Source organism: Chitinasiproducens palmae, assembly GCF_900095735.1.
Taxonomy (GTDB): Bacteria; Pseudomonadota; Gammaproteobacteria; order Burkholderiales; family Burkholderiaceae; genus Chitinasiproducens; species Chitinasiproducens palmae.
The window spans coordinates 437,454-463,510 of record NZ_FNLO01000002.1 but is presented as its reverse complement, the minus strand read 5'-3'; the positions used below and the strand labels follow the sequence as shown (position 1 = coordinate 463,510).

23 protein-coding genes are annotated in these 26,057 nt (G+C 61.8%); 15 read left to right on the top strand and 8 right to left on the bottom strand.

All coding sequences use genetic code 11. From position 1 onward, the window contains the following. The first annotated feature begins 35 nt into the window (after positions 1-35). From BLU54_RS05110 to BLU54_RS05065, 10 genes are all read left to right on the top strand, one after another. On the top strand, positions 36-1,457 hold the full coding sequence (locus BLU54_RS05110) for an MFS transporter (RefSeq protein ID WP_235837794.1): 1,422 nt from the start codon (positions 36-38) through the stop codon (positions 1,455-1,457). Positions 1,458-1,739: 282 nt separating this feature from the next. Next, a complete protein-coding gene (dctP, locus tag BLU54_RS05105; RefSeq protein ID WP_211435301.1) occupies positions 1,740-2,735 on the top strand; it encodes a TRAP transporter substrate-binding protein DctP in 996 nt (331 codons plus the stop codon). Between the two features lie 76 nt (positions 2,736-2,811). Next, entirely contained in the window at positions 2,812-3,339 is a 528-nt protein-coding gene (locus BLU54_RS05100) for a TRAP transporter small permease (RefSeq protein WP_170845026.1), read from the top strand. A 10-nt stretch (positions 3,340-3,349) separates the two neighbouring features. Then, positions 3,350-4,654, top strand: a complete 1,305-nt coding sequence (locus BLU54_RS05095) for a TRAP transporter large permease (protein WP_091905576.1) — start codon at positions 3,350-3,352, stop codon at positions 4,652-4,654. Between the two features lie 20 nt (positions 4,655-4,674). Then, a complete protein-coding gene (locus BLU54_RS05090; RefSeq protein ID WP_091905569.1) occupies positions 4,675-5,595 on the top strand; it encodes an SMP-30/gluconolactonase/LRE family protein in 921 nt (306 codons plus the stop codon). A gap of 70 nt (positions 5,596-5,665) precedes the next feature. Beyond that, positions 5,666-5,941 carry a muconolactone Delta-isomerase gene (gene catC, locus BLU54_RS05085; protein WP_091905565.1) on the top strand — a complete coding sequence of 92 codons (276 nt, stop codon included), beginning with the start codon at positions 5,666-5,668 and terminating at the stop codon, positions 5,939-5,941. A 668-nt stretch (positions 5,942-6,609) separates the two neighbouring features. Next, the gene (locus BLU54_RS05080) at positions 6,610-7,359 is read left to right on the top strand and encodes an electron transfer flavoprotein subunit beta/FixA family protein (protein ID WP_091905563.1); all 750 of its coding nucleotides are present in this window, start codon (positions 6,610-6,612) and stop codon (positions 7,357-7,359) included. A 2-nt stretch (positions 7,360-7,361) separates the two neighbouring features. After that, positions 7,362-8,306, top strand: a complete 945-nt coding sequence (locus tag BLU54_RS05075) for an electron transfer flavoprotein subunit alpha/FixB family protein (protein WP_091905560.1) — start codon at positions 7,362-7,364, stop codon at positions 8,304-8,306. Between the two features lie 38 nt (positions 8,307-8,344). Next, on the top strand, positions 8,345-9,130 hold the full coding sequence (locus BLU54_RS05070) for an HpcH/HpaI aldolase/citrate lyase family protein (protein ID WP_091905557.1): 786 nt from the start codon (positions 8,345-8,347) through the stop codon (positions 9,128-9,130). 215 nt (positions 9,131-9,345) lie between these two features. Then, positions 9,346-10,281: a LysR substrate-binding domain-containing protein gene (locus tag BLU54_RS05065; RefSeq protein ID WP_091905554.1), complete on the top strand. Its 936-nt coding sequence runs from the start codon at positions 9,346-9,348 to the stop codon at positions 10,279-10,281. Positions 10,282-10,431: 150 nt separating this feature from the next. Here the strand turns inward: BLU54_RS05065 and BLU54_RS05060 are convergent, their stop codons facing one another. The 3 genes from BLU54_RS05060 to BLU54_RS05050 are packed head-to-tail and all read right to left on the bottom strand — an operon-like array spanning position 10,432 to position 13,647. Next, on the bottom strand, positions 10,432-11,610 hold the full coding sequence (locus BLU54_RS05060; protein ID WP_091905549.1) for a CaiB/BaiF CoA transferase family protein: 1,179 nt from the start codon (positions 11,608-11,610) through the stop codon (positions 10,432-10,434). An 11-nt stretch (positions 11,611-11,621) separates the two neighbouring features. Beyond that, positions 11,622-12,785 carry an acyl-CoA dehydrogenase family protein gene (locus tag BLU54_RS05055; protein ID WP_091905546.1) on the bottom strand — a complete coding sequence of 388 codons (1,164 nt, stop codon included), beginning with the start codon at positions 12,783-12,785 and terminating at the stop codon, positions 11,622-11,624. 19 nt (positions 12,786-12,804) lie between these two features. Next, positions 12,805-13,647, bottom strand: a complete 843-nt coding sequence (locus BLU54_RS05050; RefSeq protein WP_091905543.1) for an HTD2 family dehydratase — start codon at positions 13,645-13,647, stop codon at positions 12,805-12,807. A 485-nt stretch (positions 13,648-14,132) separates the two neighbouring features. Here BLU54_RS05050 and BLU54_RS05045 point away from each other — a divergent pair, with 485 nt between their 5' ends. The 5 genes from BLU54_RS05045 (at position 14,133) to BLU54_RS05025 (ending at position 18,706) form a co-directional block, all read left to right on the top strand. After that, positions 14,133-14,945, top strand: coding sequence for an IclR family transcriptional regulator (locus BLU54_RS05045; RefSeq protein ID WP_268874497.1), 813 nt, complete (start codon positions 14,133-14,135; stop codon positions 14,943-14,945). 588 nt (positions 14,946-15,533) lie between these two features. Further along, positions 15,534-15,932 (top strand): carboxymuconolactone decarboxylase family protein, encoded by a 399-nt coding sequence (locus tag BLU54_RS05040; protein ID WP_091905537.1) that lies wholly within the window; start codon positions 15,534-15,536, stop codon positions 15,930-15,932. 308 nt (positions 15,933-16,240) lie between these two features. Next, positions 16,241-17,020 (top strand): class II aldolase/adducin family protein, encoded by a 780-nt coding sequence (locus BLU54_RS05035; protein ID WP_091905534.1) that lies wholly within the window; start codon positions 16,241-16,243, stop codon positions 17,018-17,020. A gap of 672 nt (positions 17,021-17,692) precedes the next feature. Then, on the top strand, positions 17,693-17,881 hold the full coding sequence (locus BLU54_RS23610) for a transposase (RefSeq protein WP_170845025.1): 189 nt from the start codon (positions 17,693-17,695) through the stop codon (positions 17,879-17,881). A gap of 459 nt (positions 17,882-18,340) precedes the next feature. After that, positions 18,341-18,706, top strand: coding sequence for an integrase core domain-containing protein (locus BLU54_RS05025; RefSeq protein ID WP_091905527.1), 366 nt, complete (start codon positions 18,341-18,343; stop codon positions 18,704-18,706). A gap of 494 nt (positions 18,707-19,200) precedes the next feature. On the opposite strand, the gene BLU54_RS05015 is transcribed toward BLU54_RS05025, so the two are convergent. The 5 genes from BLU54_RS05015 to BLU54_RS04995 form a co-directional block, all read right to left on the bottom strand. Then, on the bottom strand, positions 19,201-20,853 hold the full coding sequence (locus BLU54_RS05015) for a carboxylesterase/lipase family protein (protein ID WP_170845024.1): 1,653 nt from the start codon (positions 20,851-20,853) through the stop codon (positions 19,201-19,203). Between the two features lie 116 nt (positions 20,854-20,969). After that, positions 20,970-22,286, bottom strand: a complete 1,317-nt coding sequence (gene tcuC / locus BLU54_RS05010) for an MFS transporter (RefSeq protein WP_091905521.1) — start codon at positions 22,284-22,286, stop codon at positions 20,970-20,972. 51 nt (positions 22,287-22,337) lie between these two features. Continuing rightward, entirely contained in the window at positions 22,338-23,552 is a 1,215-nt protein-coding gene (gene tcuB, locus BLU54_RS05005; RefSeq protein ID WP_091905518.1) for a tricarballylate utilization 4Fe-4S protein TcuB, read from the bottom strand. Then, positions 23,539-24,948: an FAD-dependent tricarballylate dehydrogenase TcuA gene (gene tcuA / locus BLU54_RS05000; RefSeq protein WP_091905513.1), complete on the bottom strand. Its 1,410-nt coding sequence runs from the start codon at positions 24,946-24,948 to the stop codon at positions 23,539-23,541. The genes tcuB and tcuA overlap by 14 nt, the downstream gene beginning before the upstream one ends. A 63-nt stretch (positions 24,949-25,011) precedes the next feature. Continuing rightward, positions 25,012-25,965: a LysR family transcriptional regulator gene (locus tag BLU54_RS04995; protein WP_091905510.1), complete on the bottom strand. Its 954-nt coding sequence runs from the start codon at positions 25,963-25,965 to the stop codon at positions 25,012-25,014. Positions 25,966-26,057 lie beyond the last annotated feature (92 nt).

The following is a 26,057-nucleotide window of genomic DNA, read 5'->3' as shown; positions in this document are numbered from 1 at the left end:
AGCCATCGTTGAAGGCCGGCAGGGCAGCGACGCACATGGAGGTCATCTTCGCGACACCCAAAACCGACTGCATCATTCATGTAGCACCATTCGAAAAAACGACGGCGGCCGAAGGAGACATCATGAACAGTGCAAATTCCGTTTATCAAAGGCCAGCGTTATGGCGAGTCTGCGTTGCAGCGGTCGCTGGTTCGACAATCGAAGGATTCGATTTCCTTGCGTATGGGACCGCTTCAGCCCTGGTATTCGGCAAGGTCTTCTTCGCAAATCTCGATCCGACCACCGCAACGATCGCTTCGTTCGGCACCTTTGCGTCCGGCTTGCTCGCGCGTCCGATCGGCGGCGTCATCTTCGGCCACTTTGGCGACCGCATTGGCCGCAAGGCGATGTTGTCGATCAGCCTGATCTTGATGGGTCTGGCGACGCTGGGTATCGGTCTCGTGCCGAGCTACGCGGCGATTGGCGGATTCGCGCCGCTGCTGCTGATTCTGTTCCGGATCCTCCAGGGTGTAGCGTTCGGCGGTGAATTCGGCGGCGCGATACTAATGGCCGTCGAGCATGCCCCGCCGAAATGGAAGGGCATTCTCGGCGCGCTGCCGCTGGCTGGCGTGCCCATGGGACTGGTGCTGTCGGCCTTGTCGTTCGGGGTGGTCACGCGGCTTCCTGATTCAGATCTGCTTGCTTGGGGCTGGCGTCTGCCATTCGTGTCGAGCGTGCTTCTGGTCATCGGTGGCTATTACATCCGCTCGTCGATCCCGGAAACCCCCGACTTTGTCGAAGTGCGGAAACGCGACCAGACGGCTGCCGTGCCGTCGTTGGAAGTGTTGCGCAAACACTGGAAGGGGTTGCTGCTGACCATCGGCAACAAGCTCGGAGAAGTGACGCTCTATTACACAGTCACGGTGTTTCTCATTTCCTATGCTGGCACGCTCGGCTACACGAAGAGCCAGACCCTGACCGCGCTGCTGATCGGCGCGGTCTGCCAAGTCGTCGGGATGCTCGTCGCAGGTTGGCTATGTTCGCGGATCAGCGGGCGCACCGTAGCGCGGTTAGGCGGGGTGGCGATGGCCTTGTCAATTTCTGCCTTGATCGCCATGATCGACGCGCATAGTCCAACGAGCCTAAATCTGGCGCTCGCCATGGCGCTTGGCGTCGTGCATCCGTTGGTCTATGCGCCACAGGCTGGTTTTTACAGCGCGCAGTTCCCGGCGGAAGTGCGCTATTCGGGGCTGTCGCTGGCGATCCAGGTCGGCGCGGCGGTTGGCGGCGGCATTGCGCCGATCGTAGCCACCGCTCTGAGCGCGAGGTACGGCAGCCTGTCGCCAATCGCGATCTACGTCGGCGGCGTTGGTCTGTTCGCGGCGGTGTGCGCATGTTTCATGAAGCGCGAGACAGCCCACTCGAGCAGTGCGTCAGCCGTGGCCGAGCCCGCCCGGATGAACGGACTGCGCCGCTAGCCGCAGCGCCCGTACGCAAGCGCGCGTCGCTGGGCGGCGACCGGCGGCGCATGCAACAGCGACGGCCGTTAGCCGGCAAACGGCGCGGAGTGCGGTGTGCACGCTCGCCGCCAGATCGCGTTAGTCCATCACCCATTCGCGTGCACCAATGCGCTGCCCGAGTCGCTGCGTGACTGGAGGCGCGCGGGTCAGTGCGCTCACAGCGGTCGCCATCGCATGTGTGGTAATCGCCAGTTGCTGAGGCGATGTTCTTCTTAAAACTACAAGTTACTGGAGACAACCGTGTCAACGACAAAGATACGCACCCTGGTTGCAAGCCTTGCGATGAGCACCCTTTTCGTTGCTGCAGCGTCGTGTGTTGAGGCGGCCGAGACGTGGCGCGCATACACCTATAACGCCGTCGCCACCGTGACGCCGGTCAAGGAGATGCAAGCGATGTTCAGCGAAATCAAGACCGTCACCGGCGGTCAGCTGGACGTTCGCCTACATGTCGGCGGAACACTGCCAATTACGGAGAGCAATATCACGCAGGCGGTTTCGGACAATATGGTACAGATCGGAGACGATGCCGGCTTTGTCGGGAATTTACCCGTCGGCGGACTCGTCCGATTGCCACTCTTGCTGAACACGCGCGAAGCCTTCACGAAGGCGTGGAATATTGAGGAACCCTATCTTCAAGCGGAGCTGAAAAGAAAGGGTATCGTTCTATTAGGAAAATACATTTATCCCCAAAACGTCATCTGGTCTAAGCGAAAGCTCACCTCGTTGTCCGACGTACAGGGTCAAAAGATACGCGTGATCTCGCCCGAACAGGCAGAGTTTGTCAAGAGCCTGGGCGGGGTCCCGGTGACACTCGGGCCGTCAGAGGTGGCGCCGGCACTGGATCGGGGCGTGATCGATGGTGTGCTGACCGCGAGCTCAGGCTATGGCTATGTGTGGCGCGACCTTCTCAAATACAGCTATCGGATCAACGTGAGTTTCATCGATTCGCTCATCATCGTGAACGAGGGCGCCTGGAAAACGCTTAGCCCGGAGATGCAAGCGAAGGTCAAGCAGGCGGTGCAGAAATACACGGATCGCATCACGACCCGGTTGCTTGCCGAAGACGAGGATCTGACAAAAAAGCTGCGCGACGGAGGCATGGTAATCACTCGCCCGAGTGACGCGGACATCGCACAAGCGCGTCAGAACTTCTCGCCCTACTGGAGTCAGTGGGGGGCGCGTCGACCCGAGCTTGGCGAGGCGCTGCGCAAGGTTCGCTCGTCGCTGGGAGATTGAGATGACGCACGTGAACCACGAAATGAGTCGGCTGAGAGCGATTAGCGATTCCAAAATGGGCGATGCGCCTCCGCTCATGGAGATCAGCGACGCGCCGCACGGCGGAACGGAGAGCATCACCGACAAGTGCGCGCGCGGGCTGGTTCATGCGATGGTCCTGGGCCTCGTGTTGATGATGAGTGTCGAGATGTTCTCACGTTCTTTCCTGAATCTCTCGATCCAGATGAGCAATGAGCTTGGCGGGTATGCGCTGGTTGCGATCTGCTTCCTGTCGCTCGCAACCGGCCAGTCGCTGCACGCCTACCACCGGGTCCAGTTCCTCGACCGTTGGCTGTCGCCGCGCGCAGACGCGGGTCTGAAGGTCGCGTTCGACATCATGTCGTTGATCGGAACCGGGGTATTACTTGGCGAGTTCATACGCTTCGAAATCTTGACGTGGAATGCAGGCGACGTGGCGGCGACCTCGTTGATGACACCGTTATGGATGCCGCGCGTGTTCCTGGCGCTCGGCGCGGCGGCGCTGTTCCTGGCGCTGCTGCGTACGCTGCGGGACCATGCCAGGCAGTTCGCGGTGGCAGGGTCAGGCATTGAACAACCGAAGTGAGGAGCAAGCAATGGAAGGCGGACTTCTGATCTGCGTGATTTTCCTGGTGTTCATCGCGTTGCTGGCAGCGGGTATGTCCGTGCCGTTCGCGATCATGCTGCCGGCCCTCGGCTATCTGTTTATACAGGGCGGCGTGTCCGCGCTGCACGGGCTTGGCATGGCGAGCTGGGGAAGCATGGACAGCTATACGTTGACGGCGATTCCGCTGTTCGTTTTGATGGCGGAACTGCTGCAGGGGAGTGGCTTGGGCGTGCGGGTCTACAGTGGCTTGTCCCGTCTGGTGCGGAGGGTGCCGGGAGGGTTGCTCCAGACCAATATCGCGGGTTGCGCGGTATTCGCCGCGGTCAGCGGCTCGAGCATCGCGACGGCAGCGTCGATTGGGCAGGTCGCATTACCCCAGCTCAGATCGCGTAATTACGACATGCGCGTGGCCACCGGTTCCCTCGCCGCAGGCGGAACGCTCGGCATTCTGGTGCCACCGTCGATCGGCATGATCGTCTATGCGTCTTTCACCGACACCTCGGTGGTCAAACTGTTCATGGCGGGCGTTGGCCCCGGCCTGCTGCTGACGGGATTGTTCATGACCTATCTGATGGTCGCATCGCTGTTGAAGCCGCACATCGCGCCGGTTGAGGCCACCGATCGTGACGCTGGCTCCCGTTTGCGCGCGTTGTTCGATATTTTGCCGTTCACGTTGCTGATCGCGGGCATCATGGGCTCAATCTATGCAGGGATTGCGACCCCGACTGAGGCGGCCTCGGCGGGTTGTGTGTTCGCGCTTGTGTTGGCGCGTCTGTTCGGCAAGCTCGACTTCGCGGTCTTCTACGGCGCGTTGAAGCGGTCGATGTTCACGGTGAGCAATATCCTCTTCATCACGTATGCAGCCTTCATCTTTTCCTACGCGATGACATATGGCGGCGTGGGCGAGGAGATCACCCGCTTCATCATCTCAATGAATCTGAGCAAAACGGGCTTTTTCATTGCCTTGTTCGTGCTCTTTACTGCCCTCGGCGCACTGGTCGAAAGCCTCGGCATGATCGTCATCACCGTGCCGTTGCTGTACCCGCTGCTTTCCAGTTACGGCATTGATCCTGTCTGGTTTGGCGTGGTCGTGGTCGTATTCATCGAGATGGGGCAGATCACGCCGCCTATCGGCATCAACCTGTTCGTCATTCAGGGCATTTCGCGCGGCAACTTGTCGGATGTGGTAGCGGGGACCGTGCCGTTCCACGCGCTGATGTTCGTCTTGCTCGCTATTTTGATGATCTGGCCCGATCTCGCGCTCTGGCTGCCAAAACACCTGTCTGCCGGTTGATCTTTTCATTTGGAGTCGACATGTACGCACCACCCGAAAAACGCAACGCAGAAGTCTTCGCGCGCATTCCAGAGAAGTTTCACATGACGGATCGCCAGTGTGATTGGACCCGCACGCAGTTACACGGTGCGCAGGCCAGGACGTTCTTGGAAGGACCGTCGTTCGACAGAGACGGCAACCTGTGGGTCACCGACATTCCCTGGGGGCGAATTTTCCGCATCGATCCGGCCGGGAACGTAGAACTCGTCGTGCAATACGACGGCGAACCGAACGGCCTGAAGTTTCATCAGGACGGCCGCGCCTACATTGCCGACTATCGGCGCGGCATCATGGTGCTCGATCCGACGCGAGGCGTGGTCGAACCATTGCTTGAACGCGCCCGTCTTGAACGTTTCAAGGGATGCAATGATCTGTTCTTCGCGGCGAATGGCGACCTGTACTTCACTGACCAAGGCCAAACCGGTTTGCATGACGCGACGGGGAGACTGTTCCGCCTGCGCAAGGATGGCCAGCTCGACCTCGTGCTCGATGGCATCCCTAGTCCGAACGGGCTCGTCAGCAATCTCGACGAGACGGCGATCTATCTTGCCGTCACCCGGGACAACGCAATCTGGCGCGTGCCCTTGATGGGCGACGGCACGGCGACCAAGGTCGGTGTGTACGTCCAGATGTCAGGCGGTGGCGGACCGGACGGCATTGCGTTGGATGAGGGTGGCGGGTTGGCAGTGTGTCATGTCGGCTTTGGAGCGGTGTGGATTTTCAGTCCGCGTGGCGAGCCGCTTTATCGGATAGATTCGCCGGGTGGCTTGTCGACCACGAATTGCGCGTACGGTGGCGAAGAGAATAAGACGCTGTACATGGTGGAATCGCTGAGTGGCACGATCTTCACCGCGCGGCTACCGGTTGCCGGCCGAAAGATGTATTCGCACGCGTCGATCTGACCAGAAATCCGCATCGCCTCGCGCGCCGGGAGGGTGTGCGAGGCCACTGCCTACCACGCAGGAGACTTGTATGCTTTATCACGTCAGTATGCACATCAGCATTCCCGACTCGGTGGCACCGGCTCGCGTTGAAGAGATCAAGGCGGCCGAGAAGGAGCGTGCGGCCGAGATCCAGCGGGCTGGCAAGTGGCCGCATCTGTGGCGGGTGACGGGGCAGTACGCGAATATCAGCATCTTCAATGTCGAAAGCCACGACGAATTGCACGCGCTGTTGTCTTCGCTGCCGCTCTTTCCATTCATGAGCGTGACGGTGACGCCGCTCGCCCAGCATCCGTCAGCGATCTAAGCGACGCAGTTCGGTATCTCAGTGCGGCAGGCTGCCAATGCTGGCGCGTTGCCCATCCGACCGCTGCCACTCCGACCGGGACTGAGGGAGCGACCCGTCGGGGCTGGGTTGACTCCGCATGGCACCGAGCATGGGCAAGCGCGAGGCGGCGGTTTCCGTGCTTGCCTGAGCCGTGGGCTCGCACGCTTGACGCATGCGGTGACACGGCGACAGCACGCAGACGCCATCGCGCGTTGGCGTCGTGGCCCGGGCAGCAATGCCTTGGAGGCTGACATAGGCGTCGCTGGGTGAGCGGCCGTCGATCGCAGCGTGATCTTTCCCCTTACGGCCTGGCCGCGCCAACTCGCTGGCAAGCGCCTCCTCGCGGATTACGGGCGCATCGCGCACGCACCAGCGACGGTGATGCACGCGACGACCCCATGCGGCGAATCGTGCCGAGCGGCAACGTCTCTTGACAGCACGTACGGTCGCCGTTCGGGTGGATTTCGGGCGGTGCTGCGAGCCGCCGACCCTCGATCGCTTAGGACGTTCCTATGATGGGCAGAAGAAACTGATATTTCCTCGCCGGCGTGGTTGGTCGCCAAAATAGCGCGGATGAGGCTTCGGAGCGACGAAGCGCCGACCTGGCGAGCGGAACATCGCCAGATCTCGACTTGGGAGCGAGCGCATTGAAAATTATGGTGGCGGTGAAACGGGTGGTCGACTACAACGTGAAGGTTCGCGTCCGAGCGGATCAGTCTGGCGTCGACCTTGCCAACGTGAAGATGTCGATGAATCCATTCGACGAGATTGCCGTGGAACAAGCCGTGCGTCTGAAGGAAACGGGCATAGCGACGGAAGTACTCGCGGTCTCATGCGGCCCCGCGCAATGTCAGGAGGTTCTGCGAACGGCCCTCGCGATGGGTGCCGACCGCGCGCTGCTGGTCGAGTGCGACGACGAGCTTCAGCCGCTTGCGGTTGCCAAGGTCCTCAACGCGTTGGCCGAGCGCGAACAAGCGGCGCTGGTGCTCCTCGGCAAGCAGGCTATCGACGATGACTCGAATCAGACTGGGCAGATGCTCGCGGCCCTCGCGGGGATGCCGCAAGCGACGTTCGCGTCCAAGTTGACGGTGGCAGCTGGCAAGGCCCACGTGACGCGGGAGGTCGACGGCGGTGCCGAGACGCTGGCGCTGACGCTGCCCGCGGTCGTCACGACCGACCTGCGCTTGAACGAACCGCGCTACGTCACGTTGCCGAACATCATGAAAGCGAAAAAGAAGCCGCTGTCGACGTTGCCAGCCAAAGACCTTGGCGTCGACGTCGCCCCGAGACTGAAGACGCTCAGGGTGAGCGAGCCGAGTGCGCGCCAGGCTGGCACGATGGTGCCGAATGTGCGAACGCTAGTCGACAAACTGAAGATGGAAGCCAAGGTAGTGTAATTATGAGCGGACAAAATAAGATTCTGGTCATTGCAGAGCACGACAATACGGCCGTCAAGGCGGCCACGTTGAACACGGTGGCGGCCGCCGCACAGCTCGGCGGCGAGGCTCATCTACTGATCGCCGGCTGGAACGCGGATGGCGTCGCAAAGCAGGCCGCACGGATCGATGGCGTGACAAAGGTGTGGTGGGCGGACGCACCGCATCTTGCAGAAGGTCTGGCCGAACCGCTGGCCTCCACGCTTCTGCCGATTGCGAGGGACTACACCCATATCCTGGCGCCTGCCACCGCGTATGGCAAGAACGTCGCGCCGCGCATTGCGGCCCTGCTGGACGTCGCGCAGATCAGCGATGTCATCGCGGTCGACGCCGACGATACGTTCCGGCGACCGATCTACGCGGGCAATGCGATCGCGACAGTGCAGTCCCACGATGCGATCAAGGTCATCACCGTGCGTACCACAGCGTTCGACGGTGCGGCTCCGTGCGGCGGCATTGCTGTCGTCGAGACGCTTGCCGCCGCTGTCGACGGAGGCGGCGTGCAGTTCGTCGGGCGAGAAGTCAGCACGCTGGAGCGCCCCGAGTTAGCCGGTGCAAAGATCGTCGTTTCTGGCGGGCGAGGCCTCGGCAGCGGCGAGAATTATATGGCAACGCTCTCACCGCTTGCGGACAAACTCGGCGCAGCATTGGGCGCGTCGCGTGCCGCAGTCGACGCAGGCTTCGTACCGAACGATTATCAGGTGGGCCAGACCGGCAAGATCGTCGCGCCGCAGTTGTATTTCGCAATCGGGATTTCCGGCGCGATACAACACTTGGCCGGCATGAAAGACTCGAAGGTGATCGTCGCGGTCAACAAGGATCCCGAAGCGCCCATTTTCGGTGTGGCGGACTATGGCTTGGTCGCCGATCTGTTTGCCGTGGTGCCAGAATTGGCGGGTGCGTTGTGATACGAACGATCGACCCCTCTCATCGACCGTGCCGGTCCATGTTGTTCGTGCCGGCAGACCGGCCCGAGCGCTTCGAGAAGGCTTTGGCAAGCGGCGCGGACGCCGTGATTCTCGACCTGGAGGACGCGGTCGCGCCGGACCGAAAACCATACGCCAGGCAGAGGTTGATCGATTGGCTCGGTCCCGGACACAGTGTCCTCGTTCGCATCAACGCGCCGGGCACGCCTTGGTTCGGCGACGATGTACGACTTGGCCGCATGCCGGGCGTGGCGGGCATCGTGCTGCCGAAGGCCGACAGTCGCGCCGATGTCCTCGCCGTGGTAAGGCAGGTAGCGGACGGCCTGGCCGTCTATCCGTTGATCGAATCGGCGAAAGGCATGCGCAATGTGCAGCAGATCGCGGCAGCGCCGTCGGTGCGGCAACTGGTCTTCGGCAGCATCGACTTCTGTGCCGACCTGCGCATGGACCTGCGGAATCACGAACTGAATCAGTTTCGGGCCCAGTTGGCGCTGGCTTCCCGAGTCGCAGGAATCGAGCCGCCGATCGATGGCGTGACCACGGCGATCGACCAGGACGATCTCGTTCGCGTGGAAACGGTGGAGGCCCGACGATGGGGTTTCGCAGGCAAGCTGTGCATTCATCCCCGTCAGGTCGCCGTGGTGAACCAGGCTTTCCTGCCTAACCAAGCCGAACGCGATTGGGCGGCGCGCGTAATCGCGGCATTCGCCGCCGCCCATGGTGCGGCGGTCGCGGTAGACGGAAAAATGGTCGATCGCCCGGTGGTGCAGCGTGCCCAGGCAATTCTCGACGCTGCCGGCGCCTAGCCGAACGACTCACGGTGACACCCCATCAGGCGGGGACGCGTGCCACTGCCAAGGAGCTGCATGGGGTCGGCGCGTGCGTAAGCATCGGAGGGTCGGGGCCACCATCGGCGGCCTTGCATGCGCAAGGCAACGGATTTCAGCGTGCGAGGCTCCGACGTATAGAATGTTCGACATTGCAGCGCTCGACGCATTGGTCGTATCGCCGATCACACATCATGGATGTCCGACAGCTCCGCTACTTCGTCAGCATCGTCGACTACGGCAGTTTTGGCAAGGCCGCAGAGAAGCTGTTCGTTGCCCAGCCGTCACTGAGCCAGCAGATGGCGCGGATGGAGGAGGAGCTTGGCGTGGCGCTGGTGTTTCGCAGCAATCAGGGCATCACGCCCACGACGGCAGGCAAGGCGCTCTATCGTCACGCCCGTCTCGTGCTGCGGCAGATGGAACAACTCAAGCAGGAGGTCACGAAGGGTTGCGGCGACGAGTCCGGCACGGTTGCGCTCGGGTTGCCGACGACGATGGCTTCGGTGCTGGCAGTGCCATTGTTCGAGCGAGTCCAGGACCGATACCCTGGCATCCGCCTGCAGTTTTTCGAAAGCATGAGCGGCTACTTGAACGAATTGCTGGCGAACGGCCGCCTTGATCTCGCAATTCTGTTCCGCGAGTCCGACACCCCTGGCATAGGCGCGCTGCCTGTCTTCGACGAAACGCTCTATCTGCTGGGCGATCCGGGCGAGGCGGTGCCCGCCGCTACCCAAACCTGTGCGCTCGCTGCATTGTCCGGCGTCAAGTTGGTGATGCCGGGCATTGCCAACGGCTTGCGTCTGTTGATCGAGCGGACGTTCTCAAGCGCCAACCTCGAACTGAACATCATCGCGGACATCGATTCGCTGCCATCGCTGTTGCTGATTGCACGCTCCGGGCGCGCTTGCACCATCCTGCCGGCGTCCGCCGTCGCACAGGTCGATGCCGCTCGGACACCAAGGATGCGCATGCTGGTCGATCCCGTTATCAGGCGGCCGGCAAGCGTTTGCTGGTCGAACAGCATGCCGATGCACGCGGCGACCTTTGCGGTGCGTAAGATGCTCGTGGGTCTGATCGCTGAGCTCGTCGCACGAGAAACGTGGCAAGGGGTGGTACTGCGCGACGACTGAAGGCGGCTGAGTTCCGGCCTTTAATGGCAACCGCGCCGCAGTACGAGCGCGTGGTGTCGGCGGCGGGTAAGGGTAGACCGGGTCCGTCGCGCCGGGCAGCGCGCGGCGAGGACCGCCCGCGCCCCGCCGGCAAGGACCGAACGGGGATGCTCAAACCGCATTTGCGCTGCGCATCGTCTCGATCTGCGCGGCGGTAAAGCCGAGTTCGCTGAGGATGGAGGCGGTATGTTCGCCCAGCGCCGGCACCGGATCCATCCGAGGCGCATCCTCGGCCGACTGGCCGGGCGGATACAGCGCCGGAATCTCACCCGCAGGCGTCTCGATCCGCGTCCAGCGCCCTCGTGCTTCGAGCTGCGGATGACGCCAGACCTCACGCATGCCGTTGATGTGTGCATTCGCGATGCCGGCCTGTTCCAGCCGTTCGATCACTTCGGCGGCGCCGCCCGACGCGAACGAGTCGATGATGATCTGCGTGAGGGCGGCGCGATGCGTCACTCGGCGGCTATTCGATGTGAAGCGCTCGTCGCAGACGAGTTCGGGACGTGCGATGACGGTTTCGCAGAAACGCTGCCACTCTCGCTCGTTCTGCAGACCGAGCATTACGCTATTGCCGTCGCCAGCTGAAAATGGACCATAAGGAAAGATCGTCGCGTGTGCCGCGCCGCTGCGCGGCGGCGGAGGCTGATCGGCGATTGAATAATAGAGCGGGAAGCTCATCCATTCGACCATGCTTTCGAGCATTGAGACATCGATGTGCCTGCCCCGTCCGGTGCGATCGCGTTCGAGCAGCGCTGCCAGGATGTTGGTATAGCCGTACATACCAGCGGCAATGTCGGCAATCGAGCAACCAGCCTTGGCGGGCTCGTCGGGCGAGCCCGTGACGCTGAGAAAGCCGGACTCGCTCTGGATGAGCAGGTCGTAAGCCTTCTTGTCACGATAGGGTCCATCCAGACCGTAGCCTGAGATATCGCAGACGATAAGACTGGGGTAGCGCGTGCGCAGGGTGTCGAAATCGAGGCCGAGACGCTGCATAGCGCCAGGTGCTAGGTTCTGCACCAGAACGTCCGTATCAGTCAGCAACGCATGTATGACGTCGAGGGCTTCAGCCTGCTTAACGTCGAGGGTGATGCTCTCCTTCGAGCGATTGGTCCAGACGAAGTGCGACGCTAGGCCCGAGACGCGCTCGTCGTAGCCGCGCGCGAAATCGCCTACGCCCGGCCGTTCCACTTTGATCACGCGCGCGCCGAGATCGGCTAGCTGGCGCGTGCAAAAAGGTGCCGCGATTGCATGCTCGAACGTCAGGACCTTGATACCTTGCAGCGGACGCATGCGATGACTCCTCAGAATGAGCGCGGCAGGCCAAGGACATGCTCGGCGACATAGGACAGGATCAGGTTCGTCGAAATGGGCGCAACCTGATAGAGACGTGTTTCACGAAACTTTCGCTCGACGTCATACTCCGCCGCGAAGCCAAAGCCGCCGTGGAACTGCAAGCAGGCGTTGGCCGCTTCCCACGACGCATCGGCCGCGAGCAGTTTGGCCATATTGGCCTGCGAACCGCATGGCTGGCCGGCATCGAACCGTTGGCATGCATGGAGGCGCATCAGATTAGCGGCCTCGATATTCACGAACGCGCGCGCGATCGGAAACTGCACGCCCTGGTTCTGCCCGATAGGGCGTCCGAACACGATGCGTTCCTTCGCGTATTGCGTGACCTTGTCGATGAACCAGTAACCGTCTCCGATGCACTCGGCGGCGATCAGGGTGCGCTCCGCGTTTAAGCCGTCTAGGATGTATTTGAAGCCTTGGCCCTGTTCGCCAATCAGGTTCTCCGCCGGAATTTCCAGGTTGTCGAAAAACAGCTCGTTGGTCTCGTGATTGACCATGTTCAGAATCGGCTGCACTGTCATGCCGTTGCCGATCGCCTCGCGCAAATCGACTATGAAGATCGACATCCCCTCGGACTTCCTTTTGACATCGGCCAGCGGCGTCGTGCGGGCGAGCAGGATCATCAGATCGGAATGCTGAATCCGGGAGATCCAGACTTTCTGTCCGTTGATCACGTAGCGGTCGCCTCGGCGTTCCGCGGTGGTCTTGATCTTGGTGGTGTCTGTGCCGGTGGTCGGCTCGGTCACGCCCATCGACTGCAGGCGCAATTCTCCGGAGGCGATGTCTGGTAGGTAGCGTCGCTTCTGCTCGTCGGAACCGTGGCGCAACAGCGTGCCCATGTTGTACATCTGTCCATGGCAGGCGCCCGAATTGCCGCCGGAGCGATTGATTTCCTCCATGATCACCGACGCTTCGGTCAGTCCCAGACCCGAGCCGCCGTAGTCCTGTGGTATCAGTGCGGCCAGCCAGCCGGCTTCGGTCAATGCCTTCACGAAAGCTTCCGGATACGACCGCTGCTCGTCAATCTCACGGAAGTACGTAGCCGGAAATTTTTGGCAGAGATCGCGAATGGCCTCACGAATCTCCTGGTACGGGTCGGCGTTGGTATCGAACATGATGGGTTTCCAGAAGGGTTTAGACCAACGCGGCTCGTGCGGTCATGCCAAGCAAGCCCTCGTGATCCATGGACCATAAGTCGATTGTTGCGCCGTCGCCCGAAGGCTGGCCGCACAGTTCGAGTGGCAGGCCCGCAAAAGACGGGCGGACAGCCTTGAAGCTGAAACCGGCAATGCGTGCATCCGGCACGCTTCGACGAATTAAGTCGATCAGCAGCGTGGCAATGAGCGGGCCGTGGACCACCAGCCCCGGGTAACCTTCGACGCCGGTGACGTAGGGCTTGTCGTAATGGATTCGATGCGCATTGAAGGTCAGCGCTGAATAACGGAACAGCAAGGTCTCGTCTGGCACGAGCGTGCGCCGCCAATAGGCGGCCGCCGGCGCCATCGTCGCGGCCGGCGCGGTCGAGCCGGCCGTGGCAAGCTCCCGGTAGACGATGTCGTGCTCTTCCTCGATCGCCAGCGCGCCGGCACCGGTGATGCGGTGCTGGACGGTCACGAAAGCGAGGCGGCCGCTGCGCCCTTGCTTCTTGCTGATGCTACCCACACGTGACTCGCGCATCGCTTGTTCGCCGATCATCAGCGGCACATGGAATCGCAGTCGTCCGCCCGCCCACATTCGTCTGGGAAGATTAAGTTCCGGAAGGAATCCGCCCTTGTGCGGATGGCCGTCCTCGGCGAGCGACGATTGCGGCACCAACGGCGTGAAATACGTCCAGTGCCAGAGAGGCGGCAGTAAGTCGCCATCGACCGGCACCGACGGATAGTCCAGCGTCGCGCTCAGAGCTGCCGCGTGCGTGGCGGACAGCGTGTCGTAAGCGGTTTCGATGCGCTGCGTCTCGTGCGATAACCGCTTTGTCATGCACTGGCTCCGTTCTGGCCGGACATGTTCAATCTCGTCGATGGGTGCCGATGAGGGCAATGTAGGACATCCCGATCGAGCCGGGAAATACTAGTTTCATGTGGCCGGCATAAGGCACTCCTATGGCGCGTGGCGCGTCCGGGCGCTGGTAGTCGTGCCCCGCGCGCCGCGCCCGGTGGGCAGAGTCCGCGAGCGCGATGCCCACAACCTTCACAAAGGGTTTGCACGCGCTTTGCGAACGCTCGGAGCGACGGTTAAGATGGGCGCCGCGTTGGTCCGCCATCGTCGTTTGCGGTGAATCGCCGCCGATACGGCAGCCAGCGGCGGCGCGGCAACGGTGTCACGATGGTGACGGTGTTGTCTAACGAGGACGCTCGACAAACATTGCGCGGGTCGCGTCTTTCAGTTTTTCAGGCTGATGCGCGAACCTGCGATCAGCGCTGGAGCGCGCGCAACAAGCTCGCGTTGGACGGGAGGGCATCACTGTGGCCGAGAGTCGATCCGAAAAATGCAAGAGCGGTGCGCCACAGGTTCATTTCGGCACACAGACCTTATCGAGAGGGATTACGCTGATGCGCGTGATCGCCACCCGGCCGCAGGTCGGCTGGCGGCTCTCCGATTTGGCGATCGCTTGCGATCAGGACAAGGGCACGGTCCACCGGATGTTAGCGTGTCTCGTGCAGGAACGGTTAGTCGAGCAGCGCGACAGCGATCGACACTATCTGCCGGGGCCCTTGATGTACGAACTCGGCCTGGCGTTGACGCACCATGCAAGTTTCGACAGGTGCGCCGAGCAAGTGGTGAACAAGTTCGCGCGGCGCATGCAGGGCATCGTGCTGTTGCAGTTGCGCAGCGGCAACGATTTCGTCTGCAGTATCCGCGCGGGCACAGTTTCGATGACTGGCGCGATGGTCTATCCGGGCGTAAGACGGCCACTGTTCAGCTCCGCGGGCGGAGTAGCGATCATCCAGACGCTGTCGGCCGAAGCGCAGGCGTTGCTGCTTCAGGACAATGAGGCACAGGAAATCAGGCGCCACGGCGGCGCCCGACTCGAAGCGTTCAGAAAGATGTGGGAGCGTTCGAAGCAAGACGGTTTTGGCGTCAATTTTGGATACATCGTCCCAAACTCATACGCGTTCGCGGTGCCGATTCGTGCGTCGACCGGAAACGCATTCGCCGCGGTGTGCCTGATCGGTACACCGGAGACCTTTCCCGAAACGCGCTTGCCCGAAATACACCGCGAACTGTTGGCTACTGCCACGCGACTGGAACAATGCGCGGTCGATTGCGGCATGTGAAGGAGGCCACGCCATAAATGCGGCAAGCCGTCCGTGCGCGTCGCTACGGTCGTCGGAGGTACCGTAGCGCAGGCCACGGCTTGCGGCCCCCATTTCTGTTCAACGAGGGAATGCTGCGCGCTGCCTGCAGCGTCTCCCATAACGCGCGGCCGCTCCGGTTGGCCTGCCTCGCACAGTGTCTGCGCCTTCATGGATGAGCAACCGACCGCCGCTGGCGCCAAACCGAACGCACAGCTTCGTTGTTCGCAGTTCGCGGTAGTGTCGACGACGGCAGCCAGCGCAGCGGTCCTGCTGCCGCCGCGCGTGACGCGTGCTCAGCGCGTACCAGCGCGCCATCACGGCTTTTTTCAGCCCCCGTTCACGCCCCGGTGACTGCCGGCCGGCGTTCGCAGCAGCATGCGTATTGCTCGCTTCGCTTACGTACTGAAACCTGTGCTGCCTCGAATGCCGAGCCGGCTAGTCGCCTGGGGCTAGGGCCCACATTCGTGCGACGTTTCAAGAATTGAAATTTCGCGGCTCGCGCGAGCGCCAGCATGCGCAGTGGATGACACAATTCGAGTCGTGAGCATCACTATTTTGGAGACAAAGATGCGAGACGACGCGCTGGAAAAAGGTTTTGCCATGCGGCGCCGCGTTGTAGGAGCGAAGCACGTCGAGGCATCGCTGACCTCGGGGGACGATTTCGCCCAGCCGATGCAAGAGCTTGCCACCCGCTATTGCTGGGGTGACGTCTGGAATCGCGAGGGACTGGAACTCAAGACTCGCAGTCTGTTGATCGTGGCGATGCTGGCGAGCCTCAACCGACCCACCGAGCTAAGGCTGCACATACGCGGCGCACTGCGCAATGGCGCTGGCCGAGCCGAGATCAGGGAGACCTTGCTGCAGGTAGCAGTCTACGCCGGCATGCCGGCCGGATTGGAAGCGTTCCGACAGGCGAAGACCGCGTTTGGCGAGCATGAGTCTGACGGCGAAACCGTGACGCCGTGATTTTGACGCCGACGCAGCACGGCGGAGCACGACCATGGCGTACGCATCGGGGCGGTTAGGGGCAGGCCTGCGGATGGCGCCGACCGAACGTGATCTTGAACCTAGTCGGGCGCTCCAGAGAGCTCGCCACCGCGCTGCAACGATCGGCTCCATGGGCGAAGCAGGCCGCGTATCGCTGCCACCCGCGCGTGGACCGACGCGCTGTCATTGCAATCGGCGCCATTTTGGCTCGCGCGCGTTGTGGATCGCTTTAATCGTATGCGCCACCGATACGTCAGTTCTTGCTGAACTTTCTGGAGAGATCGAGTATGGATATCCGATACAACGCCGCGGTTTCTGTGCGTGACCAAGTTTCGGAACAAGAGTGGCAGACCCGGATCGAGCTAGCTGCCTGTTACCGACTGATGCCGATCTTCGGCTTGAGCGACCTGATCTACAATCACATCACCGCTCGCGTTCCGGGCGAAGGCGAGCGCATTCTGATCAATCCGTACGGTTTCATGTACGAAGAGATCACCGCATCCAGCCTGCTAACCATCGACCTGGAGGGCAACGAACTGCTCAATCCGCTTGCCGGCACGTACGGTCTGAACCAAGCCGGCTACGTGATTCATAGCGCGGTGCATGCCGCGCGGCCTGACGTGAAATGCGTGATCCATACGCACAGTCGCGCGAGCATGGCGGTCGGCGCATTGGAGTGCGGGCTGCTCCCGCTGTCGCAGACCGCGATGCGTTTCGAGCCCGTCGCGTACCACGATTATCAGGGCGTCGCCATCGACCTTGACGAGCGCAAGTCGCTTGCGGAGCACCTCGGCAACGCGGAAGTCATGTTCCTGCGCAACCACGGTGTATTGGTCGCCAGCGCGTCGATTGCGCAAGCATTCAATGCGGCGTACTGGCTTGAAAATGCCTGTCGCGCGCAGGTCGACGCGATGTCGTGCAACACGAAGCTGCATCTGCCGACCGACGAGGTCGTCGCGAAGACCAACCACCTGTACAAGCCGACCACGCGTCGTCCCTACGGGGAAATGGAGTGGCCGGCGATGTTGCGGTTCCTTGATCGCCGCGACCCGTCCTTCCGGGACTGAGCGGCACGCGTGCAAGGCGCTGGTCGCTGACGAGCGGGTAAACCGGCTGTGATCGCGTATCGCCGACAACGTGTAGGTCTGGCGTGATCCTCTACAGGAGTATGCACTGGGGATTCGAGACCGCTTCAACGCGCTTGCTACCAGCGCCCTTTCGGCTGGAAAAGGTGGCCAGCGCATTTTGCGCTCGATCCGAGCTGGCGCTGCAGGTTTTTTTGCAACATCGCGCGCTTGCCCAAGCGCACTGCGATGGATCGTCTTCTGAGGCCCAGCAGCGGTTCGTCGTCCGCCTAGCGGTGCTTGCGTCAATCGCTCACTTGCTGCAGGACGACCATCCGCGGCCATGCTTACACTCGACCGCATAGCACGCGCCCCGGTCCTCCTCCGCGCGGCAGCGCTCAGGGCGCAGGGCCGCCCGCCACCGTGCTCGTCAGCTACCGAAGCTCGTTGGTTGCTTGTCCCGCTGGCGCGGTGCGCGTGATCTCACGGAGATCCGTGGAGGCGGGTAGTTCAACTGGCGGGAAACCGCCTCCGTTGAAAGTCGAGCCAAGATTCCGAGCGGGATCCTTGGGAATAAGGGCGCATCGAGGCTGGGAGCGTCATGAAAAAGAGCCGGTACGGCGACGAGCACATTGTGCGTGTTTTGCGAGAGGCGGACACAGCGCCATCGCCGAAGTGGCTAGGCGCCACGCAGCGAGCGAGGCGTCGAACTACGCCTGGCGCAAGCGGTTCGGGCAGATGGTCAGCGACGACGTGAAACGGTTTAGGACGCTGGAGACGCAGAACGGGCGGCTCAAGAAAGTATTGGCGGAGCGGGATTTCGAAACCGAAGCGATGAAGGACATCAACGCAAAAAAATTGTGAGCGCACAGGTGCGTCGCGAGCAAGCTCGGCAGGCGATCGCTAGAGGCTTGAGTCAGCGGCGCGCGTGTGTGCTGCGTGGAACGGGTCGTTGCAACTTGGGTTATGAGCTGAAGATCCCGGCAGAGAACACGCTTGTGATTGACGGGCTGCTACCCTCGATTGGGCGCCAGGCGAATGCGCTTGATGGTGGGCCGCGAAGGTATCGTTGTCGGCAAGGAACGGTGCGTTCGGTTGTGGGCGCAGGCGGGACTGCAGGTACCGCGCAAGCGCCGTCGACGCCGCATTGCTTCGAAGGTAGCGCGGATCCACGCGCCGAGTGCCAGGAATGGCGTCTGGAGCTACGACTTCTTATAAGACGCGTGCGCCAACGGACAGCAGCTCAAGTGGTTGACGGTAAGAGATGAGTACACGAGAGAATGCTTGGCGATCGACGCAGTGGCCTCCATCCGAAAAGCGTGAGTGGTCGCGGTGCTGAGCCGGTTGATCAGCGTGCATGGTGTGCCGCGCTATGTTCGGTCCGACAACGGGGCCGACTTCGTGAGCACGGCGCTGCTCGAATTGGCCGTCAGCGAAGGCATCGAGACGGTGTTGATCGATCCAGGCAAGCCCTGGCAGAACGGCGCGAACGAAAGCTTCAACGACAAGTTGCGCGACGAGTGCCTGGCCATGGAATGGTTTCTAAATCGGATCGAAGCGAAGATCGTGATCGAATACTGGCGTGCGCACTGTAACGACGTGCGGCCACATCCGAGCTCGCGATACCTCACTCGAACTGCGTTGCGGCGAAGCATGGATGATTGTTTAACAACTGCAATTGATTTCTAGAAATCGCCGGTCTTGAAAACCATGACAGGTCATGCCCATCCCATCGACGACGAGGCTGCACGGTTTTATCTGCGACTCGGCTTGGAGCCTTGCCCTGGCCGAGAGCAGCAGTTGCTTCTGCTTATCAAGGATGCGTGCCGACTGATATCCAGGAAGGTCACGTAGGTGGTTGGGCCCGAAACGTTTCCTTGCAGTTCTTCATCGTGATTAATGAACTGCGCTCGCATTGAAGCCCGACGCAGCGTATTCAAAAGCCTATCAAGGTTGAAGGCGATTGACAATGAAGTGGAAGGAGTCAATGCCACGCGAATCGCTCCATCTCTCGCGCCAGCAAAAGATGTGTGATTCTTACGGTATGGACGACGGTGAAGGCTCAAGTCAATCACCGCCAATGCCTTCAACTATGCGGGTTTGGCGACCTGTTGATGATGGCGTGGCAATGATGCGCGAGAGCGTCGAATCAGCTACGCCGCGCGCTTCATAACGCGAGAGCGTCAATTGGCAGGGATGGATGAATCGAATGTCGCGACGAAGTCCAGTTCCTTGTTTCTCGGTCCGTTGACCACCTGATTACTGGAGTCAATCTGATACACCGGCTCCGTCGACGTCTGGTAGCGAGGCCAGTCGTTGATCAGCCCGCCGTTAGGATTGCCGGTTGACGCGAACCGCACCCACGCGTCGATCATTTCGTTGGAGATTCGCACGTCGTCGCCGGTGTACGGCGCTGCCGACAGTTTCGTATCACCGAAAACGTACGCGATGTCATCGCCGTGATGCGCGTCGCTTCCGGTTCCTCCATTCTGTTTTCGGGTGAAGTAATACCGGTACACTGGCAATCCGGCGTCCGCATAGACGCGCGCCATGCCGCGCGCGCCGAACCAGAACTGATCATCGCCAAAGCTCAACGCGATCTGCGACTTTACCTGCGAGTCCGCCGCGGCCGGATAGATCTGAAGAGCCTGTTGCCCGAAGCTACCGAAGATTTGCGGATCGGAGAGGTAGGCCTTGTATTGATCGACCGTCGATATCGCGTAGCTGTTCGTAAAAATGTAGCCTTCGTCTGTGTTGTTCCCAAGAAGTAGTGGCACTTGCGTGGCGCGGCCGCTTTCAAACTGCAGGCGCTCTTCGTGGGGCAGCACGACGCCGTCCTGTACCGGCCCGATGACGCGTGGTTGCGCGAGCGCGCGAATCTGCGTGCCACCGCCCGGATTCAGAATGAGCGGGACAGCCGATGCGGGCAATGCCCGCAAGTCGGAGATGTTCGCGCCGAGCGCGGAACCGTCCTGCTCGGCGCTCGCCAGCGTCTTCCAGTGACGCCACGAACCGGGGCTCTCCAAAATGGCACGCTGGAAGAGGTCGATCGAACGCGGCGACGACATGATGGAGGAGATCACACTCGCTCCCGCCGATTCCCCCCAGATCGTCACCTTGGTTGGATCACCGCCGAAATTCGCAATGTTTTCCTTCACCCATTTCAACGCCTGCATGACGTCGAGGAGCCCGTAATTGCCCGAAACTTTGTCGGGAGATTCGGCGGAAAGTTGCGGGTGCGCCATGAAGCCGAACGTGCTTACCCGATAGTTCATCGAAACCACCACCGCGCCGTGACTGGACACCACGCTGCCGTCAACATTGCCATTGCCACTGGTGAAGCTGCCGCCATATACCCAAACCATCACGGGGAGTTTGGCGCTGGATGCCACCGCCGACTTGGGTGTCCAGACGTTGATGGTGAGACAGTCTTCGCTCATCGACCCCGTGCCTGCCTGCATGCACTCCGGGCCGAAGCTGGATGCGTCGCGGGTATCGCTCCACGCCGTTGGTTCGGTCGGCGCGGTCCACCGCAGCGCACCGACGGGCGGCTTTGCATACGGAATGCCCTTGAACGACAGGATGTCCGTGCCCGTACCTTTCACCTTGCCGTACGCAGTATCAACGACCGGCGCCCCTGAATTGTCGATGAACGTGGGCGACTGCGAGGACCCGCCGCAGCCGGCCAACATGGCAACGAGGGATGCGATCGCCAAACCCAGCGAATAGGTCCGTCCGGAAAATCGTGTCGGCGCTGCGGCGCTGCGCTGGCCGATTGCCCAGCTCGTTTGTTTCGCTATTCGACTTTCCTCGACAACGTCCGGTGAATGGTGCATGACTGTCTCCTTTTCTGCCTCTTTCGGGCTCGGTTGGTCTTGGGGAAATAATTCGGTGCCAGCCCGCGGGCGCGTTCGGCTCCGCCCGCCGGTCGGCATCTAACAGGTGCGCATGGCTAGCTCGAAACAGCGCGCGACCCTTGCTTCGCCGCGGACCGATACAATCGCAGCGTCGCGCCTAGTCCGCAGAGCGCTGCGAAGCTGAGCCAGTAGCCCGGCGCAGCCTTGTCGTGTGTGATTTGGATCAGATAAGTCGACACCGCCGGCGTGAAACCGCCGAACACGGCCGTCGCCAAGCTGAACGCTAGAGAAAAGCCTGCGACGCGAACCTCCGTTGGCATCACCTCAGTCAGCGCGGCGACCATCGCGCCGTTGTAGATGCCGAAGAAGAACGAGAACCAGAGCAGTACGGCCAGCATCCGTGCGAAGCTGGGTGCGTGCGCCAGCCACGACAGCGCCGGATAGGCGGTGAGCATCGCCAGCACGGTGATGGCGAGCAGCGGCGGCTTGCGGCCGATACGGTCCGAAATCGCGCCGCCGATTGGCAGCCACACGAAGTTCGACACGGCCACGAGCAGCGTCACCATCAGACTGTCGGCAGTAGACAGCTTGAGCACCGATTTGCCAAACGTCGGTGTATATACGGTGATCAGATAGAACGTGGTGGTCGTCATCGCGGTCAGTAGCATGCCGGCGATGACGATTCTCCAATTACCGAACAGCGTCGCGAAAATTTCACGGGCCTGCGGATGATGCCGTCGTGCTTCGAACGCGGCGGTCTCCTGCAGCGAGCGGCGAAGCATGAAGAGAAACGGCACAATTGCGCAGCCGACGAAAAACGGCACACGCCAGCCCCACGCACCAATCTGCTGCGCGGTGAGCCACTGATTCAAGCCGAAGCCGATTGCCGCCGCCATCACGATGGCGACTTGCTGGCTAGCGGACTGCCAGCTTGTGTAGAAGCCTTTTCGTCCAGGCGTCGCCATCTCAGAGAGGTACACTGAGACGCCGCCGAGTTCGGCACCAGCCGAAAATCCCTGCAACAGGCGTCCGATCAGCACAAGCATGGGTCCAAGCATGCCGATGGTCGCATAGCCTGGGACGCACGCTATCAGAATCGTGCCGCTTGCCATAATCGACAGGGTAACGATCAACCCGCGGCGCCGTCCCACCTTATCGATGTACGCGCCGAGGAAAATCGCGCCGAGCGGACGCATCAAAAAGCCCGCGCCGAACACGGCGAAAGTGAGCATCAGCGAGGCGAATTCGCTCGTGGACGGGAAAAAGATCTTCGAAATCGAGGTTGCGTAGAAGCCGAATAGGAAGAAATCGAACTGTTCGAGGAAGTTTCCGCTCGTCACGCGCAGCACGGCGGCGGCGCGGCTCATCGGTGACTCGCCGGCTGTGCCGGCGAGTGGTTCTGTGGGGTGCATGTCGTCTCCTATTTCTTTTGTAATGACGGGCGCTGGTGCGCCCGCTCGCTGCTAATCCGAACCGAGGCTCAATGCATCGCGCTGGCGCTTTTCTATCGAAGATTTCAGCAGCGCCGCCGAACGAAAAATGCCATGCGCGAACTTGCCGTAGGGAAGCGTCGCGAACAGGGCCATCACAATGCCCAGGTGAATCGCGAGCAGCGACGGCATTGCGGCTGTCGCCCGCAAGGCGAGCAGGGCGAGGCCTGATGCGCTGGTCAGCAACAGGAGCGCGATGAAGCCACGGTCCATCGGGCGCTGTCGCATATCGCTTCGCTCGGCGTTGCGCTTGAGGTTCAGCCACAAGAGCCCCGCCGGTCCGAGAATTAGCCCGACGCCGCCGGCGGTGCCCAGCAGCACCGGCGCGCTAAGCAACGGATACGGCGCTTCGAGCCCGAACGCATAGTGATAGAGCGTCGCGACCGTTGTCGACGCGAAACACAGCATGAAGCCGTAGAAGGTCAGGTGATGGAAGCGGCGGCGCGCGAGGGTGAAGGCGTCGCTCTCCTCGTTGCAGCCTTCGCCATGCCCGCCATCGAGATATTTGAGTGTCAGCGCATGTTTTGCAGCCTCCGCGACGGCTGGGGCGCTCGGGCTTCCGGTTCCCGCGGCGACGTCGCGCCAGAAGCGTCTAACGCCGACGCCGAGCGCAAGAACCGCGAATAGAAAAACCGTTCCAAACATCACGGCGAGCAGGTTGTGCGGGAATATGGCGTAGAAGTTTGCCGCCGAGACTTCGCCCGAAAGGCCGCTGTGCATTGCCGTGCCCAGCAGCAGAAAGAGCGCGAGACCGGCTGCCAGCGCCACCGAGAGCGTCAAGCCGTTGTGCTTGTACAATGCGCCGAATGCGGCGGGGAACGCATATTCGGTGTAGGTGTCGAGCCGCACTTCGGCCAGTGCCTTCGGCACGTTAACCGCGAACTCGTGTGGCGGCGCGTATTGGCACGCGTGGTAGCACGCGCCGCAGTTATGGCATAGATTCGCGAGATAGTTGACGTCTGCCTTGCCAAATTCCAGGCGACGAGTCATCGCCGGAAACACGGCGCAGAAGCCTTCGCAATAGCGGCAGGCGTTGCAGATCTGCATTTGACGCGCCACTTCGCTTTCACTGTCGCTCATCGGCGCGATGGGAATCACGCGCGCGTTGCTCGCGCGCGGCGGCGCTTTTGCGTCGCCCAACGACGCCGTGCGCGTGCGCTTGGACGCCAGCGCGTCAGACTGTTGCACTATGAGCCTCCATTGTTGTGAGTGCGGCGCGCGCGGCGTGGGTTCCGGCGATGCGGCCGAACGCGGTGCCGATCGACATGCCGACGCCCGCGGTATAACCCTTGCCGAGTACGTTGCCCGCCATCATTTCGCCCGCGACGAACAGGTTAGCGCTCGGCTGGCCGCCGAAGTAGACCTGTGCGCGGTCGTTGGTCTTCAGACCGAGATATGTGAATGTGATGCCGGGCCGCAGGGCATAGCCGTAGAACGGCGGCGTGTCGATGCGGCGAGCCCAATGCGTTTTCGGCGGCGCCAGACCGTCGGTGTGGCAATCGTCGAGCGTGGTGTGATCGAAGGTGCCAACGCGGCAGCCCTCGTTATAGCGCATGAGCGTTTCCATGAAGCGCGCTTCGGGCAGCTGCAACTTTCGCGCGAGTTCCGGCAGGGAGTTGGCCTTTTCGCCCGGAAACACCGGCGGCATGAACCCGCCAATTGCTTTCGAGTCGATGATCGAGTAGCCGATCTGGTCCGGCTGCTGCGCGATGAGCCGGCCCCAGATCGCATATCGCTTGGGCCAGAAATCCTCGCCTTCGTCGTAGAAGCGATTGCCGTCGCGATTTACGACGACGCCCAGCGACACGCAGTCGATGCGCGTGCAGATGCCGCCGTCGTACAACGGCGCGCGCGCATCGATGGCGACGCAATGCGATTGCGATGGATCGCCGATCATGTCTGCGCCCGCGCTGATCATGTGCTTGATCAACACGCCCATGTTGAAGCGCGTGCCGCGAATCAGGAAGTTATCGGCAGGCCATTCCCCGCGCTCGTTCTGTCCCCACGCTTCGCGCAGCCATTCACGGTTGGACTCGAAGCCGCCAGCGGCAAGCACGCAAGCGCGCGCTTCGAAGCGCTGCTTGCCGCTGCGCGCCGCGACGAAACATCCGCCGTCGAGTTCCAGCGAATCGACCGGCGTTTCGTAACGAATGTCGACGCCGAGCGCCTCCGCACTGCGGAAATAGGCGTTGACGAGCGCCTTGCCGCCGCCCATGAAGAACGCATTGGTGCGCGCGACGTGCAGCGCGCCGGACAGCGGCGGTTGAAAGCGCACGCCGTGCTTCTGCATCCATGGCCGACAGTTCGACGACGCGCGAATCGTCAGCCGCGCAAGATGTTCGTCGGTCACGCCACCCGTGACTCTGAGCAAGTCCTGCCAGAATTCCTCTTCCGGGTAGGCATCGACGAGGACGTCCTGCGGCGCGTCGTGCATGCAGCGAAGATTGCGCGTGTGTTGCGAGTTGCCGCCGCGCCATTCGCGCGGCGCTGATTCGAGAAGCAGGACCGACGCGCCCGCCTCGCGCGCCATTAACGCGGCGCATAGCGCGGCATTGCCCCCTCCGATTATGAGTACATCGACCATCAGACTTGTCTCCTTGGAGACGCATCTTATGGATGCCGTGCGCGTCGCGCCAGCAGGGCGCCGTTAAGAGGCCTTCAGTTGTCGTGAAGGCGCCGGCTCGAGCAGTCGCGCGCCGGGCCAGCGGCCTTCGCGCACGAGTTGACGGGCGACGTCGGCAAGGACGACCCGTGCCGCGAGCCCCGAGGGCGAGAGTTCGTCGTCGGAAACGCTGGTGATCATGTTCGGCCGGGTGGCGTACCTCTCAGCGACGCGGACGCTCGCCAGCACTGTGTTCTCGGGCCTCGCGAGCGCCGCGCCTGGCTGTATCGTCGCACCGATCCCCGCGCGCACGGAGTCCATCAGCAGTGGCAGACCGTCTACTTCAGCGACGATGTTCGGTTCGTATTCGGCGCGCCTGAACGCGGACGACAATAGCGAGCGAAGGCCGTGCGCGCCGCTCGGCAGGACCAGAGGCAGCCGGCCGAGATCCTTCAGCCGCACGGCTTTCCTCGCCGGCAACTGAAGAAGACCGGGGGTGCCGATCAGGAACAACTGCTCGTCGAGCAGCGGCATTACGCTGAACCGCTGAGCGGGTTCCTCGCGGAACAATACGGCGAGATCGATCTGGCGCGCGCTCAGCATGGAGGCGAGATAGCCCGAGAGGCTTTCGACCATGCGCAGCCGGACGTCGGGATAACGCGCCCGCATGGCCGCCATGAACGCCGCGCCGAGCACGCTCGCGGTGCTTGGCGCCATGCCCACGCTCACGTGGCCCGAAAGGCGGGCGGAACGCGCGGCAAGCGCGGCGTCTTCGATGTGACGCAGCGCGAGTTGCGCCTGCCGCCAGAAGGCCAGGCCGGCGTCGGTCGGAACGACGCCGGTAGACGTGCGTTGCAGCAGGCGGGTCGAGAGTTCGCTTTCAAGACGGCTGATCTGCTGGCTCAAGGCCGATGTGACCACGCCAAGCTCGAGCGCAGCCTTGCCCATGCTGCCGTGTTCGACGACGCTGAGGAAGTAGCGTAACTGTCTAAATTCCATAGTAGCGTTGGGCGCGTAGCAGCCGGCACATTTTGTACGTAAATTCTTCGGCGTTTCCTTGCTTTCTCGACTTCGAGAAGCATGGGGAGACG

What these genes read in the sequence shown, in the direction of transcription:
- BLU54_RS05110 (WP_235837794.1), top strand. Translation starts at nt 36, where the DNA reads ATGGAGGTCATCTTCGCGACACCCAAAACCGACTGCATCATTCATGTA.
- BLU54_RS05100 (WP_170845026.1), top strand. Translation starts at nt 2,812, where the DNA reads ATGGAGATCAGCGACGCGCCGCACGGCGGAACGGAGAGCATCACCGAC.
- BLU54_RS05095 (WP_091905576.1), top strand. Translation starts at nt 3,350, where the DNA reads ATGGAAGGCGGACTTCTGATCTGCGTGATTTTCCTGGTGTTCATCGCG.
- BLU54_RS05090 (WP_091905569.1), top strand. Translation starts at nt 4,675, where the DNA reads ATGTACGCACCACCCGAAAAACGCAACGCAGAAGTCTTCGCGCGCATT.
- catC (WP_091905565.1), top strand. Translation starts at nt 5,666, where the DNA reads ATGCTTTATCACGTCAGTATGCACATCAGCATTCCCGACTCGGTGGCA.
- BLU54_RS05075 (WP_091905560.1), top strand. Translation starts at nt 7,362, where the DNA reads ATGAGCGGACAAAATAAGATTCTGGTCATTGCAGAGCACGACAATACG.
- BLU54_RS05070 (WP_091905557.1), top strand. Translation starts at nt 8,345, where the DNA reads ATGTTGTTCGTGCCGGCAGACCGGCCCGAGCGCTTCGAGAAGGCTTTG.
- BLU54_RS05065 (WP_091905554.1), top strand. Translation starts at nt 9,346, where the DNA reads ATGGATGTCCGACAGCTCCGCTACTTCGTCAGCATCGTCGACTACGGC.
- BLU54_RS05060 (WP_091905549.1), bottom strand. Translation starts at nt 11,610, where the DNA reads ATGCGTCCGCTGCAAGGTATCAAGGTCCTGACGTTCGAGCATGCAATC.
- BLU54_RS05055 (WP_091905546.1), bottom strand. Translation starts at nt 12,785, where the DNA reads ATGTTCGATACCAACGCCGACCCGTACCAGGAGATTCGTGAGGCCATT.
- BLU54_RS05050 (WP_091905543.1), bottom strand. Translation starts at nt 13,647, where the DNA reads ATGACAAAGCGGTTATCGCACGAGACGCAGCGCATCGAAACCGCTTAC.
- BLU54_RS05040 (WP_091905537.1), top strand. Translation starts at nt 15,534, where the DNA reads ATGCGAGACGACGCGCTGGAAAAAGGTTTTGCCATGCGGCGCCGCGTT.
- BLU54_RS05035 (WP_091905534.1), top strand. Translation starts at nt 16,241, where the DNA reads ATGGATATCCGATACAACGCCGCGGTTTCTGTGCGTGACCAAGTTTCG.
- BLU54_RS05015 (WP_170845024.1), bottom strand. Translation starts at nt 20,853, where the DNA reads ATGCACCATTCACCGGACGTTGTCGAGGAAAGTCGAATAGCGAAACAA.
- tcuC (WP_091905521.1), bottom strand. Translation starts at nt 22,286, where the DNA reads ATGCACCCCACAGAACCACTCGCCGGCACAGCCGGCGAGTCACCGATG.
- tcuA (WP_091905513.1), bottom strand. Translation starts at nt 24,948, where the DNA reads ATGGTCGATGTACTCATAATCGGAGGGGGCAATGCCGCGCTATGCGCC.
- BLU54_RS04995 (WP_091905510.1), bottom strand. Translation starts at nt 25,965, where the DNA reads ATGGAATTTAGACAGTTACGCTACTTCCTCAGCGTCGTCGAACACGGC.